The sequence below is a fragment of the Acidovorax sp. FHTAMBA genome, assembly GCF_038958875.1.
GTDB lineage: Bacteria > Pseudomonadota > Gammaproteobacteria > Burkholderiales > Burkholderiaceae_C > Acidovorax.
Genome location: NZ_CP152407.1, coordinates 3,320,148 through 3,333,260, shown reverse-complemented (window position 1 = coordinate 3,333,260; position 13,113 = coordinate 3,320,148). Strand labels below are relative to the sequence as shown.

The 13,113-nt window shown below is 62.5% G+C and carries 12 protein-coding genes; 10 read left to right on the top strand and 2 right to left on the bottom strand.

From position 1 onward, the window contains the following. Positions 1-19: 19 nt before the first annotated feature. The gene (locus tag AAFF19_RS15635) at positions 20-1,252 is read right to left on the bottom strand and encodes an FAD-dependent oxidoreductase (RefSeq protein WP_008906708.1); all 1,233 of its coding nucleotides are present in this window, start codon (positions 1,250-1,252) and stop codon (positions 20-22) included. 50 nt (positions 1,253-1,302) lie between these two features. After that, on the bottom strand, positions 1,303-2,661 hold the full coding sequence (locus AAFF19_RS15630) for an amidase (RefSeq protein ID WP_182118420.1): 1,359 nt from the start codon (positions 2,659-2,661) through the stop codon (positions 1,303-1,305). 187 nt (positions 2,662-2,848) lie between these two features. Here AAFF19_RS15630 and rpsB point away from each other — a divergent pair, with 187 nt between their 5' ends. The 10 genes from rpsB (at position 2,849) to AAFF19_RS15580 (ending at position 13,097) form a co-directional block, all read left to right on the top strand. Further along, positions 2,849-3,601: a 30S ribosomal protein S2 gene (gene rpsB / locus AAFF19_RS15625; protein ID WP_182118421.1), complete on the top strand. Its 753-nt coding sequence runs from the start codon at positions 2,849-2,851 to the stop codon at positions 3,599-3,601. A gap of 106 nt (positions 3,602-3,707) precedes the next feature. Beyond that, positions 3,708-4,634 carry a translation elongation factor Ts gene (tsf, locus tag AAFF19_RS15620; RefSeq protein WP_008906711.1) on the top strand — a complete coding sequence of 309 codons (927 nt, stop codon included), beginning with the start codon at positions 3,708-3,710 and terminating at the stop codon, positions 4,632-4,634. Positions 4,635-4,687: 53 nt separating this feature from the next. Next, positions 4,688-5,410, top strand: a complete 723-nt coding sequence (gene pyrH / locus AAFF19_RS15615; RefSeq protein WP_008906712.1) for a UMP kinase — start codon at positions 4,688-4,690, stop codon at positions 5,408-5,410. A gap of 49 nt (positions 5,411-5,459) precedes the next feature. Then, positions 5,460-6,020, top strand: a complete 561-nt coding sequence (gene frr, locus AAFF19_RS15610) for a ribosome recycling factor (RefSeq protein ID WP_008906713.1) — start codon at positions 5,460-5,462, stop codon at positions 6,018-6,020. A 30-nt stretch (positions 6,021-6,050) separates the two neighbouring features. Next, a complete protein-coding gene (gene uppS / locus AAFF19_RS15605) occupies positions 6,051-6,782 on the top strand; it encodes a polyprenyl diphosphate synthase (protein WP_182118422.1) in 732 nt (243 codons plus the stop codon). 27 nt (positions 6,783-6,809) lie between these two features. Next, a complete protein-coding gene (locus AAFF19_RS15600) occupies positions 6,810-7,664 on the top strand; it encodes a phosphatidate cytidylyltransferase (protein ID WP_008906715.1) in 855 nt (284 codons plus the stop codon). Continuing rightward, the gene (gene ispC / locus AAFF19_RS15595; protein WP_342720523.1) at positions 7,661-8,842 is read left to right on the top strand and encodes a 1-deoxy-D-xylulose-5-phosphate reductoisomerase; all 1,182 of its coding nucleotides are present in this window, start codon (positions 7,661-7,663) and stop codon (positions 8,840-8,842) included. The genes AAFF19_RS15600 and ispC overlap by 4 nt, the downstream gene beginning before the upstream one ends. 29 nt (positions 8,843-8,871) lie before the next feature. After that, entirely contained in the window at positions 8,872-10,236 is a 1,365-nt protein-coding gene (rseP, locus tag AAFF19_RS15590; protein WP_182118425.1) for an RIP metalloprotease RseP, read from the top strand. A gap of 45 nt (positions 10,237-10,281) precedes the next feature. Then, on the top strand, positions 10,282-12,579 hold the full coding sequence (bamA, locus tag AAFF19_RS15585; protein ID WP_182118426.1) for an outer membrane protein assembly factor BamA: 2,298 nt from the start codon (positions 10,282-10,284) through the stop codon (positions 12,577-12,579). Beyond that, positions 12,579-13,097, top strand: a complete 519-nt coding sequence (locus AAFF19_RS15580) for an OmpH family outer membrane protein (RefSeq protein ID WP_008906719.1) — start codon at positions 12,579-12,581, stop codon at positions 13,095-13,097. The genes bamA and AAFF19_RS15580 overlap by 1 nt, the downstream gene beginning before the upstream one ends. Positions 13,098-13,113 lie beyond the last annotated feature (16 nt).

Genomic DNA, 13,113 nt, shown 5'->3' with positions numbered 1-13,113 from the left:
GGGCAAAGCGCAGGAAGGTTTAGAACCGCCGCATGCCCAGCCCGTCCAGCGACACCTCGGGGTCCCGTTGCGCGATCAGGTCGGCCAGTGCCCGCGCGCTGCCGCAGGCCAAGGCCCAGCCGCCAGCGCCATGGCCGGTGTTGAGCCACATGCCCGGCACGCCGCTGGCGCCCACCACCGGTGCTCCGTCGGGCAGCATGGTGCGGGCGCCGCGCCAGATCTGCAGGTTGGATGACAGCTGCGCGCCGCCAGGGAACCAGTCGTTCAGCGTGCGGTACAGGCGTTGCAGTGTGGGGGTGTGGTGCTCGGCATCGGCCCCGGCCAGTTCAGCGCCACCGGCAATGCGCACGCGCTGGCCCAGGCGGGTGATGGAGATTTGCTGGCCCGCATCCACCACGCTGGCGCGGGGGGCGTGAGTGGATTCGCGCAGCGGGGCACTGACAGAGTAGCCATACACGGCCGCCATGGGCAGGCCCAGGCCCAGTTCGGGCAGCAGCGTGGCCGAAGCCATGCCGGCGCACAGCACCACGGCATCAAAGCGGCGCAGGTCCGCTTCGCCTTGCAGCACCACGCCGGTGGGGCTGGTGCCCAGGCGGTCCACCCGGGTGTTGAACACAAACTGCGCACCCGCGCCCTGGATGCCCTGGCGCAGCAGCTGGGCGAACAGGCGGCAGTTGCCAGCGCGCGCATCGGGCAGGTGGATCGCGCCTGCCAGCGGGGCTTCGGGCGAGAGGCCAGGCTCGATCTGGCGCGCCACATCGGCGCCGATCTCGCGCAGGGCCACACCGCTGTCGCGCAGCACTTGCAGCGCGGGTTGCAGTCGGGTGCGGTCTTCTTCGGTGCGCAGCAGCACCAGGCGGCCGTCGCTGGCTTCAAAGTCCAGCTCATGCTGGCTCGCAATGGCCTGCAGTCGAGCTTGGCTGTATTGCGCCAGGCGTTCGACCGCGGCTGCCGGGGCGCTGTGGCTGCGCGCCATGCTGCGCCAGCGCCGCAGCCAGGCCCAGTTGGCGCGGGTCAGCCCGCCAGCCAGCCGCAGGGTGGCCTGTGTCCCCATCAGTCGCAGCGGCTGGCCGAAGCCCGGTAGCGCCCAGGGGCTGAGCAGGTGGGGCGCCAGCAGCCCGGCGGTGGCAAAGCTGGCCTCTTCGGCGGCCGCACTGCGTTGTTCAAACACCGTGACTTCGTGGCCGTCGCTGGCCAGCTCATACGCAGTGGTGACGCCGATGATGCCGGCGCCCACGATGGCAATCTTCATGAGTTTTTGGTGTTTTTTGGCTCTGGCGCTTATGCATAAAGCGCTAACAGCTATTGTTTTTGTAGTGTTTGCTCGATCTGCAGGCCGATGTTGAGCACCGTGTCATCCCTGAGCGCCCCGTGCCAGACCATGAGCCCGACCGGGAGTTCCCCTTGCACATGGCAGGGCAGCGACAGCGCGCAGCCGTCCAGCAGGTTGACCACGCTGGTGTTGCGCAGCAGCAGGTTGTTCACGCGGAAGAACTCGGCGTCGCGGGCGGCGTCCCGGGCCTTGTCCACGCCATCTGCGGGGGCGACATCGGCCAGCAGTGGCGCCAGGATGGGCACGGTGGGGGACAGCAGGGCGTCGTACGGCTCCATGTCGGCGATCATGCGTGCAATCCATTGCTGGCGCGCCTGTAGCAGGTCGATGTATTCCCAGGCCATCAGCGTGGCGCCTTTTTCGATGCGCATGCGCACCCGGGGGTCGTAGCGGTCGCCTGCGCGCTGCAGCAGCTCGCGGTGCCAGGCGTAGGCTTCGGGGGCGGCAAAACCGTACGCGGGCTGCTCCAGCACGGCGGGCAGGGCGATGATGTCAATCTGGGCGCCTGCCTGGCGCAATGCTTCCACACTGCGCTCAAAGGCCTGGGCCACAGTGGCGTCAAGTCCGTCGAGGAACAAGGTGGACGGCACGGCCAGCCGGTATTGCGACAGCGGCGCAAGGCTGCGCGTCACGCGCCGTGCGGCCAGTACCTCGTGCGCCACGATGGCATCGCGCACGGTGCGCGTCATGGCGCAGGCAGTGTCCAGGGTGGTGGACAGCGGCACGGCGCCAGCGGTGGGCACCAGCCGGGCAGTGTTCTTGAAGCCCACGATGCCGTTGAGCGCCGCAGGAATGCGGATGGAGCCACCGGTGTCCGACCCCAGCCCGATGAATGCGGCGCCAGTGGCTACCGACACCCCGGCGCCAGACGAAGACCCGCCGGGCACGCGGGGCGCGCCGGGCAGGGCGCCAAATCGGGCATCCCAGGCTGCAGGCGTGCCGTAGTGGGGGTTGACGCCCACGCCCGAGAAAGCGAACTCCACCATGTTGGTGCGGCCGATCAGGCTGGCACCTGCTGCGCGCAGCCGGGCGACGGCTGGGCAGTCCTCGGATGCTGCGGGAGCGTCTGCGAGCGCGGTAGAGCCCGCCGGGGTAGGTTGCCCGGCGATGTCAAACAAGTCCTTCACAGAAACGGCCAGTCCGGCCAGGGGCAACTGGGCCACAAACGGCTGCACCGCCGTGGTGCGTGCTTCGTCAAACAGCGTGCGCACAAAGCTGTGGGTGTTGGATGCGGCCTGGGCAGCGTCGATGCAGCGCTCCAGCTCGGCGGGCGCGGTGGTGGCGCCGTCCCGCAGTTGCTCACGGGTGGCGATCAGGTCAGGGAGCATGGGTGTGCTAGAATCTTTGGGTTTTGCTGGGAGCAGTAGCGCAGTGGTGCAAGGTTTGCACAACCGGCGTGGCCGCTGCGGCAAGACCAATCGCAAAGCAGCCCTGTCAAGGTGTTGCAGTGTTCGTGATGATCACGGCACTGCAATTATTGGGGCTGATTTTAGACTTAACCTTTGGAGTATTTTTATGTCCGTTACCATGCGCGAAATGCTGGAAGCCGGTGTCCACTTCGGTCACCAAACCCGCTTCTGGAACCCCAAGATGGCCCCCTACATCTTCGGCCATCGCAACAAGATTCACATCATCAACCTGGAAAAGTCGCTGCCACTGTTCCAGGAAGCCCAAAAATTCGCCAAGCAACTGGCTGCCAACCGCGGCACGATCCTGATGGTCGGCACGAAGCGCCAGGCCCGTGAAATCCTGTCCACCGAAGCACAACGCGCTGGCGTGCCTTTCGTGGACCAGCGCTGGCTGGGCGGCATGCTGACGAACTTCAAGACCGTGAAGACCTCGATCAAGCGCCTCAAGGACATGAAAGCCCAGCAAGAAGCTGGCCTGGACAGCCTGAGCAAGAAGGAGCAACTGACGTTCTCCCGCGAAATCGAAAAGCTCGAAAAGGACATCGGCGGCATCCAGGACATGGCTGCTCTGCCCGATGCCATCTTCATCATCGACGTGGGCTTCCACAAGATCGCCGTGGCCGAAGCCAAGAAGCTGGGCATTCCGCTGATCGGTGTGGTTGATACCAACCACTCGCCCGAAGGCATCGACTACGTGATCCCTGGTAACGACGACTCGGCCAAGGCCGTGATGCTGTACGCCCGTGGCATCGCTGACGCGATCATCGAAGGCCGTGCCAACGCCGTGAATGAAGTCGTGAAGGCTGCTACTGCAGAGAGCACCGACGAATTCGTGGAAGTGCAAGAAGCCGCTGCCTGATAGCCCGGCTGCGCGATCCGTCGCGAACAAAAGCGGGGCCCCTGGTGAGCCCCCTTTTTTTTAGCCCGAATCTGAACTGACTGAACTGAACACTGAAGGAACAAAGATGGCTGCAATTACCGCAAGCATGGTGGCTGAACTGCGTGGCAAGACCGATGCCCCCATGATGGAATGCAAGAAGGCGCTGACCGAAGCCGACGGCGACATGGCCAAGGCGGAAGAGCTGCTGCGCGTCAAGCTGGGCACCAAGGCTGGCAAGGCTGCATCGCGCATCACGGCTGAAGGCGTCGTCGCCAGCTACATCGACGGCACCACGGGTGCTCTGGTCGAAGTCAACAGCGAAACCGACTTCGTCTCCAAGAACGACAGCTTCATCGCCATGGCCAACGCTGCTGCCAAGCTGGTCGCCCTGCACAACCCGGCTGATGTGGAAGCCCTCGGCGCTCTGGCCTACGAGCAGGACAGCTTCGGTCCCACGCTGGAAGACGTGCGCAAGGGCCTGATCGGCAAGATCGGCGAAAACATGTCGTTCCGCCGCTTCAAGCGCTTCAGCGGCTCCAACCTGGCTGCTTACCTGCACGGTTCGCGCATTGGTGTGGTCGTCGAGTTCGACGGTGACGCCGCTGCGGCCAAGGACGTTGCCATGCACGTGGCTGCCATGAAGCCCGTGGCCCTGACCAGTGCTGACGTGCCTGCCGAACTGATCGCCAAGGAGCGTTCGGTGGCCGAAGGCAAGGCTGACGAAGCCAACAAGGAACTCGTGGCCGCTGGCAAGCCCGCACAAAGCGCCGAAATCACGGCCAAGCGCATCGACGGCGCTGTGCAGAAGTACCTCAAGGAAGTCTCGCTGGCCGACCAGGTCTTCGTGAAGGCCGCTGACGGCAAGCAGACCGTGGCCCAGATGCTCAAGGCTGCCAACACCAACGTGAAGGGTTTCACCCTGTACGTGGTGGGCGAAGGCATCGAGAAGAAGGTGGACGACTTTGCCGCCGAAGTGGCTGCCCAGGTGGCTGCTGCCAAGGCTGCTGCCTGATCGTTCCGTACAACCCCACCCAAGCCTCGCACCACTTACCGGAGAAATTTCCCATGTCCAACGCCGCACCAGCCCACAAGCGCATTTTGCTCAAGCTGTCTGGTGAGGCGCTGATGGGCGATGATGCCTTCGGTATCAACCGCGCCACCATCGTGCGCATGGTCGAGGAGATCGCCGAAGTGACCCGCCTGGGTGTCCAGGTGGCCGTGGTGATCGGTGGGGGCAATATTTTCCGTGGCGTCGCCGGGGGCTCGGTCGGTATGGACCGTGCCACTGCCGACTACATGGGCATGCTGGCCACCGTGATGAACGCCCTGGCCCTGGCCGATGCCATGGACAAGCAGGGCCTGGTGGCCCGTGTGATGTCCGCCATTGCCATCGAGCAGGTGGTCGAGCCCTATGTGCGCCCCAAGGCGCTGCAGTATCTTGAAGAGGGCAAGGTCGTGGTCTTCGCGGCCGGTACGGGAAATCCGTTTTTCACCACCGACACAGCCGCCGCCCTGCGGGGTGCCGAAATTGGCGCGGAACTGGTGCTCAAGGCTACCAAGGTGGACGGCGTTTATACTGCCGACCCCCAGAAGGACCCCACGGCGACGCGATATACCAAGCTCAGCTTTGACGAGGCCATGTCCCGCAATCTGGGCATCATGGATGCGACCGCCTTCGCCCTGTGCCGCGACCAGAAGCTGCCGGTAAAGGTGTTTTCCATCATCAAACACGGCGCCTTGAAGCGCGTGGTGATGGGTGAAGACGAAGGTACGCTGGTTTACGCCTGATCACGATGGATGGGCCTGCACCGGATGCAGGCCGCCCCGAGGAGAAAACATGACGATTGCCGACATCAAGAAAACTGCCGAAACCAAGATGGATCAATCCATCGCAGCGTTCAAGAACAACCTGCAAAAAATCCGTACAGGCCGTGCCAACCCGGCCTTGCTGGACTCGGTCCAGGTGGAGTACTACGGCTCCATGGTGCCCCTCTCCCAAGTGGCCAACGTCGCCCTGATCGATTCGCGCACCATCAGCGTGCAGCCTTGGGAAAAGGGCATGGGCGCCAAGATTGAGAAAGCCATCCGAGAGAGCGACCTGGGTCTGAACCCCGCATCCATGGGCGACCTGATTCGCGTGCCCATGCCTCCCATGAGCGAAGAGCGCCGCAAGGAAATGACCAAGCTCGCGCGCAACGAAGGCGAGAGCGCAAAGATCGCCGTGCGCAACCTGCGCCGCGATGCCAATGAATCCGTCAAGAAACTGGTCAAGGACAAGCTCGCGTCCGAAGACGACCAGAAGCGCGCCGAGGCTGACGTTCAGAAGTTCACCGACAGGCACATCGCCGAAATCGATGCGCTGGTGGCTGCCAAAGAGCAGGAAATCCTGGCGGTCTGAGCCCCGGCGTACCGGCGCTGATCGTTATTCATGTCTGTTTCATCGGTGGTGCCACACCACATTGCCATCGTCATGGATGGCAACGGTCGCTGGGCCACGCGCCGCTTCCTGCCGCGCCTGGCAGGCCACAAGCAAGGGGTTGATGCATTGCGCCGCTGCGCACGCGCCTGCGCGCAGCGCGGCGTGGGTGTGCTGACCGTCTTCGCTTTTTCCTCCGAAAACTGGAATCGTCCTGCGGATGAGGTCTCTGGCCTCATGGAGCTGCTGGCGATGGCCCTGGCGCGCGAGGTGCCCCAGCTCAAGAAGGACGGTGTGCGCCTTCATTTTGTGGGCGAGAGGGACAGCCTTTCGCCCAAGGTGCGAGACGGTCTGGGTCAGGCCGAAGCGGCCACGGCGGACAACACACGCCTGGTGCTCAATGTCTGCTTCAACTACGGAGGCCGTTGGGACATCGCTCAGGCGGCCGCGTCGCTGGCCGCGCGTGGTGAGCCAATCACCGAGGCCAGTCTGCACAGCGCGATGGGACTGGCCCACGTGCCAGACCCGGACCTGGTGATCCGCACCGGTGGCGAAATGCGCATCAGCAACTTCTTGCTGTGGCAATCGGCATACTCCGAGTTCTTCTTCAGTGACCGGTTGTGGCCCGACTTCGATGACTCGGCGCTGGACGAGGCCATTGCCGCCTACGGGCGGCGTGAACGCCGTTTCGGCAAAACCTCCGAACAAATACTGTCCGCGCATCCCGATCCGATGCCGGGCTGAGAACCTGTACAGGTTCTGAAAGGCCCCATGCTCAAACAGCGCGTCATCACTGCACTTGTCCTGCTGGCGGTTTTGCTGCCCGCACTTTTTTACCCGTCGACCGGGCCGTTCATGCTGGTGGTTCTGGTGCTCATGGCCGCCGGGGCGTGGGAATGGGGGCGCCTGAGCGGTTTTGGCCAGGCCGGCTCGTTGGCCGTGGGCGCTGCGTGTGTTGCACTGTGCGCGGGTTCTTGGGCCCTGGGCTGGGTTGATCGTCCGTTGACCGCCCTGTGGGTGGTGGGCGGGGGGCTGTGGGTGTTGGCGGCTGCCTGGCTGCTCAAGGCCGGGGTGCCCGGTTGGCCTCGCATTCCGGGTGGCGTGCGGCTGGTGGCGGGGGTATTGGCGCTGTGGCTTGCATGGCTGGCCGTGGTGCAGGCGCGCAATGTGGGTATCAATTTTCTGCTGTCGGTGCTGCTGCTGGTGTGGGTGGCCGACATCTTTGCCTACTTTGCCGGCCGTGCTTTTGGCCTGCGCTTTACCAAGGGCAAGCTGGCCCCCTCCATCAGTCCCGGCAAAAGCTGGGAAGGCGTGTGGGGCGGCCTGGCGGGTGTGATGGTGATGGCCTTCGTCTGGGTCGCGGCCGATGCCCACTGGCAGGCGGTTGTGCCCAGTTTCTACAGCCGCATGGCACAGCCCGGCTGGTGGATGCTGGTGATTGCGGCACTGTTCATGGTGGCCATGAGTGTGTCGGGGGATCTCGTGGAGTCTCTCATCAAGCGCAGCGCCGGTGTCAAGGACAGCAGCGGCCTGCTGCCCGGGCACGGCGGTGTGCTTGACCGCGTGGATGCCTTGCTGCCCACGCTCCCCCTGGCCATGATGCTCACGAGCCTGACAACACGATGAAGAAGCAACAGATCACCGTTTTGGGTTCCACGGGTTCCATCGGGACCAGCACGCTGGATGTGGTGGCCCGCCACCCGGACCGGTTCGACGTGTTTGCGCTCAGCGCCGCCACCCAGGTGGATCTCATGCTGGCGCAGTGCGCGCAGTTCCGCCCGCGCTTCGCGGTGATGGCAAGCGCGCCCCATGCGGCGCTTCTCGCTGATAAATTAGCGTCAAATAGTCTTCCAACGCAGGTCCTTCAAGCGCAAGATGCTCTTGAATTGATAGCTTCACACCCCGAGGTGGATGCTGTGATGGCGGCGATTGTGGGCGCTGCGGGTCTGGCGCCCTGCTTGGCGGCTGCGCGCGCAGGCAAGAGATTGCTGCTGGCGAACAAGGAAGCCTTGGTGGTTGGCGGCGGGTTGTTCATGCAGACGGTGCGCGAGGGCCGGGCGACGCTGCTGCCCATCGACAGCGAACACTCTGCCATCTTCCAGTGCCTGCCTGAAAACCCTGCCACCTGGGCAGAGCGTGTGGACAGCATCTTGCTCACAGCGTCCGGGGGGCCGTTTCGGCAACGGGATCCGGCGACACTGGCCGAGATCACACCCGCCCAGGCCTGCGCCCACCCCAATTTCTCGATGGGGCGCAAGATTTCGGTGGATTCGGCCACGATGATGAACAAGGCGCTCGAAGTGATCGAGGCCCGCTGGCTGTTTGATCTGCACCCCGACCAGATCAAGGTGGTGATCCATCCGCAGCAGATCATCCATTCCATGGTGCAGTTCAACGATGCCTCGATCCTGGCGCAGTTGGGTACGCCCGACATGCGCGTGCCCATTGCGTGCGGCCTGGCGTGGCCGGAGCGCATTGCGAGTGGTGCGAGCAAGCTGGATTTTTCGACCCTGTCCGCCCTGGCCTTTGAAGACGCTGATGCCCGCCGCTTCCCGGGGTTGCATCTGTCCTGGCAGGCACTGAAAGCGGCCGAAGGGACGACCGCCGTGCTCAATGCTGCCAACGAGGTGGCAGTGGGGGCCTTTTTGTCCGGGCGGCTTCGTTTTGACCACATTCACGCCGTGAATCTTGCAACTTTGGATGCGGTTTACCCCTCCAAGCCGGATTCGCTCGAAGCATTGCTGGACCTGGATACCCAGGCGCGCAGTGCTGCCGAGCAAGCTGCAGTCCGCCTGGCGGCCTGAGTTTTCACCGCTACACGGAACCGCAACCCATGCTTCTCACGATCGTTGCCTTTATCGTTGCACTCGGTCTGCTGATTGCCGTGCACGAATACGGTCATTACCGGGTCGCCGTCGCTTGCGGGGTCAAAGTGTTGCGGTTCTCTGTGGGCTTTGGCAAGCCGCTGTTGCGCTGGCAACCCAAGGGCTCGCCCACGGAGTTCGTGCTCGGCGCCTTCCCGTTGGGTGGGTATGTACGCATGCTGGACGAGCGTGAGGCGCCTGTCGCGCCCGAAGAGCGCCATTTGGCCTTTAACACCCAGCCGCTCAGGTCCCGCGCGTCCATTGTTGCTGCCGGCCCCCTCGCGAACCTGCTGCTGGCGGTGTTGCTTTACTCCATCGTGAACTGGAATGGTGTACAGGAGCCCAAGGCCGTCCTTGCCAGCCCGGTGGCCGGTTCTGTCGCCCAAAGCGCAGGCTTGCGTGGTGGCGAACTGGTTTCGCAGGCAGCGCTGGGGTCGGACGACATGGAGCCGGTGCGATCGTTTGAAGACTTGCGCTGGCTGCTCACGCGGGGGGCCCTGGAGGGTGTGACGGTACGTCTGGACGTGCAACCCCAGTCAGGTGCTGTGCACCGTGAAATCCTGCTGGACATGTCTGAGATTGACAGCCGCGAGGCTGACGCCCAGCTGTTTCGCAAGATTGGCATTCTGGGGCCATGGACGCGCCCGGTGCTTGGCGAGGTCATGCCCGACGGAGCTGCCGCCCGCGCCGGGCTTCAACAAGGCGATGTCGTGCTCAGGATCGGCAGCAGCGACGTGGTGGATGGGCAACAGTTGCGTGAGCTGATCCGCCAGTCCGTGCGAGGCAGCGAGCCACTGGAGCAACCCTGGCGCATTGATCGTTCGGGGCGGGTATTGACCCTGGACGTGCTTCCGGAGGCCAAGGCCGAGGCAGAGGCTACCGTAGGCCGGATTGGCGCTTACGTGGGGGCAGCTCCGGAGTTCGTGACGGTCGACTACGGCGTCTTCGAAGGCGCCTGGGCCGGGGTGGTCAAGACCTGGGATGTGTCTGTTCTGACGCTTCGCATGATGGGCCGCATGCTCATCGGGGAGGCCTCGCTCAAGAACCTCAGTGGGCCGCTGACCATTGCCGACTATGCAGGCCGGTCAGCCAGCTTGGGCCTGACACAGTATCTTGTTTTTCTGGCGCTCATCAGCGTGAGTCTTGGTGTGCTGAACCTGCTGCCGTTACCGGTCTTGGACGGTGGGCACCTGATGTATTATCTTTGGGAGGGACTCACGGGCAAGGGTGTGTCTGACGCATGGATGGAGCGCCTGCAGCGTGGAGGCGTTGCAGTGTTGCTCCTCATGATGTCCATTGCCCTGTTCAACGATGTCACCCGGCTCTTTGGCTAACACTTTTGCCGTCCTTGCCATGCAAGTGCGGCGCCAGCTTCATTCATGAAAAAACACATCAATCGCCTGGGCGTGCGCACTGCATCGGCCGTTGCAGCCATGGTTTTTGTCGCCAACGCGGCTTGGGCTCTGGAGCCATTCAAGGTGCAGGACATCCGTGTCGAGGGCCTGCAGCGCGTGGAGCCGGGTACAGTGTTTGCGTCCATGCCGTTGCGGGTGGGCGATGACTACAACGATGAAAAAGGTGCTGCGGCGATCCGTGCGCTCTTTGGTCTGGGACTGTTCAAGGATGTGCGCCTTGAAGCGGTGGGCGATGTGCTGGTCGTGGTGGTGGAAGAGCGCCCCACAGTGGCCGACGTGGATTTCGTCGGTTCCCGCGAATTTGACAAGGATGTGCTCAAAAATGCGATGCGCGATGTCGGGCTGACCGAAGGCCGCCCTTATGACAAGGCGCTGACTGACCGGGCTGAGCAGGAACTCAAACGCCAGTACATCAACAAGAGTTTGTATGGCGCAGAAGTGGTCACCACTGTGACCCCGATCGAGCGCAACCGCGTCAATCTGACGTTCACCGTGGTGGAGGGTGAGCCAGCCCGCATCAACGAAATCCGCATTGTTGGTAACAAGGCGTTCAGCGAATCCACGCTCAAGGGGCTGTTTGATCAGGATACGGGCGGCTGGCTCAGCTGGTACACGAAATCGGACCGCTATTCACGCGCGAAGCTCAACGCCGATCTGGAGACCCTGCGCTCGTATTACCTGCAACGGGGATACCTGGAGTTCCGCGTTGATTCCACCCAGGTTGCCATATCGCCGGACAAGCAGGATATCTCGATCACTGTCAATGTGACGGAAGGCGAACGCTTTGTCGTTTCTGGCGTGAAGCTGGAAGGCAATTACCTCGATCGCGACGATGAGTTCAAGTCATTGGTCACCATTCGTGCGGGCGAGCCGTACAACGCTGACCAGGTTGCTGAAACGACGAAGGCATTTTCAGAGTATTTCGCTCGATTTGGTTTTGCGTTCGCGCGCATACAGGCTGTGCCAGAGGTTGACCGCGAAAACAGCCGTGTGGCATTCGTTCTGCAGGCGGAACCCTCGCGACGGGCTTACGTGCGCCGTATCAATGTGAGCGGCAACAACCGGACGCGTGATGAGGTGATCCGCCGCGAATTCCGGCAATACGAAGCTTCCTGGTACGACGGTGAAAAAATCCGCTTGTCACGCGACCGCGTCGATCGCCTGGGTTTCTTCACCGAGGTCAATGTGGAAACCCAGGAGGTACCAGGCTCGCCCGACCAGGTGGATCTGGTGATTACAGTTGCCGAAAAGCCCACCGGATCGCTCCAGATGGGCGTGGGTTTCTCCAGTGCAGAGAAAGTATCGCTTTCCTTTGGTATCAAGCAGGAGAACATCTTCGGCTCTGGCAATTACCTGGGTATTGATGTCAATACCAGCAAGTACCGCCGAACTTTTGTATTCAGCACCATTGATCCGTACTTCACTCCTGAAGGTATCTCGCGCACGCTGGATGTGTATTACCGTACCGACAAGCCGTACGAGGATCAGGGCGGCAATTACGAGCTGATCACCACGGGGACATCCGTGAAATTCGGTGTGCCATTCAGTGAGACCGACACGGTGTATTTCGGCGGTGGGCTTGAACAGACCAAGATCAAGGCGGGCACCAACATTCCGGCGACTTACCTGTCCTATGCCGAGCGCTTTGGGTACAGCAGCACGTCCGTTCCTTTGACCATTGGCTGGTCGCGGGATGACCGCGACAGTGCATTGGCCCCCAACTCCGGTCGTTATCAGCGGCTCAATTCGGAGTGGTCAGTCGCAGGTGATTCCCGTTACGTTCGTGCCAACTACCAGTACCAGCAGTACGTGCCGTTGAACAAGCGCTTTACTGTCGCCTTCAACGGCGAGGTCGGTATCGGCAAAGGCTTGAATGGCCGGCCTTTCCCGGTGTTCAAGAATTTCTACTCTGGCGGTCTGGGCTCTGTTCGTGGTTTCGATCAGGGTACCCTGGGGCCGCGTGATGTCACCGGGGCATCACTGGGTGGGCCGAAGAAGCTGACCCTGAATGCCGAACTGATTGCGCCGTTCCCCGGCGCCGGAAATGACCGCACCCTGCGCGTGTTCACTTTCTTCGACATCGGCAATGTGTATGGGGAAGACGAGAAGATCACGTTCAGTGGCATGCGCTCTTCCGTTGGCGTGGGCTTGAGCTGGATTTCTCCACTCGGGCCCTTGCGCCTGGCGTTTGCGCAACCGGTGCGCAAGTTTGCCGGCGATAGAATCCAGAAACTGCAATTCCAGATTGGAACGTCCTTCTAATGAAATCCTTTTCTCGCCATATCTCTTTGGCCCTGCTGCTTGGCTCGATGGTTGCCGCAGCTCCCGCGCATGCTCAGGAGTTCAAAGCCGGGTTTGTAAACACAGACCGCATCTTCCGCGAAGCCAACACGGCCAAGGCTGCGCAGACCAAGCTGGAGCAGGAGTTTTCCCGCCGCGAAAAAGAACTCGTGGAGATGGGCAATTCGCTGAAAAATGCCACCGAAAAGTTCGAGCGTGAAGCCCCGACGATGGCGGAAAGCCAGCGGACCACCCGCCAGCGCCAGATCGTGGACCAGGACCGTGAATTCCAGCGCAAGCGCCGCGAATTCCAGGAAGACCTGAGCGCCCGCAAGAACGAGGAGCTGTCCCAGGTGCTCGAACGTGCGAACAAGGTCGTCAAGCAAGTGGCGGAAGCCGAGAAGTACGACGTGATCCTCCAGGAGGCCGTCTACATCAACCCCAAGCATGACATCACCGACAAGGTGATCAAGGCGTTGAATGCCTCTTCTGGCAAGTGAGCGCCAGCCCTTTGCA

Excerpts from the sequence above, each read along its gene's own strand:
- AAFF19_RS15635 (WP_008906708.1), bottom strand. The coding sequence starts at position 1,252 with ATGAAGATTGCCATCGTGGGCGCCGGCATCATCGGCGTCACCACTGCG.
- AAFF19_RS15630 (WP_182118420.1), bottom strand. The coding sequence starts at position 2,661 with ATGCTCCCTGACCTGATCGCCACCCGTGAGCAACTGCGGGACGGCGCC.
- rpsB (WP_182118421.1), top strand. The coding sequence starts at position 2,849 with ATGTCCGTTACCATGCGCGAAATGCTGGAAGCCGGTGTCCACTTCGGT.
- tsf (WP_008906711.1), top strand. The coding sequence starts at position 3,708 with ATGGCTGCAATTACCGCAAGCATGGTGGCTGAACTGCGTGGCAAGACC.
- pyrH (WP_008906712.1), top strand. The coding sequence starts at position 4,688 with ATGTCCAACGCCGCACCAGCCCACAAGCGCATTTTGCTCAAGCTGTCT.
- frr (WP_008906713.1), top strand. The coding sequence starts at position 5,460 with ATGACGATTGCCGACATCAAGAAAACTGCCGAAACCAAGATGGATCAA.
- uppS (WP_182118422.1), top strand. The coding sequence starts at position 6,051 with ATGTCTGTTTCATCGGTGGTGCCACACCACATTGCCATCGTCATGGAT.
- AAFF19_RS15600 (WP_008906715.1), top strand. The coding sequence starts at position 6,810 with ATGCTCAAACAGCGCGTCATCACTGCACTTGTCCTGCTGGCGGTTTTG.
- ispC (WP_342720523.1), top strand. The coding sequence starts at position 7,661 with ATGAAGAAGCAACAGATCACCGTTTTGGGTTCCACGGGTTCCATCGGG.
- rseP (WP_182118425.1), top strand. The coding sequence starts at position 8,872 with ATGCTTCTCACGATCGTTGCCTTTATCGTTGCACTCGGTCTGCTGATT.
- bamA (WP_182118426.1), top strand. The coding sequence starts at position 10,282 with ATGAAAAAACACATCAATCGCCTGGGCGTGCGCACTGCATCGGCCGTT.
- AAFF19_RS15580 (WP_008906719.1), top strand. The coding sequence starts at position 12,579 with ATGAAATCCTTTTCTCGCCATATCTCTTTGGCCCTGCTGCTTGGCTCG.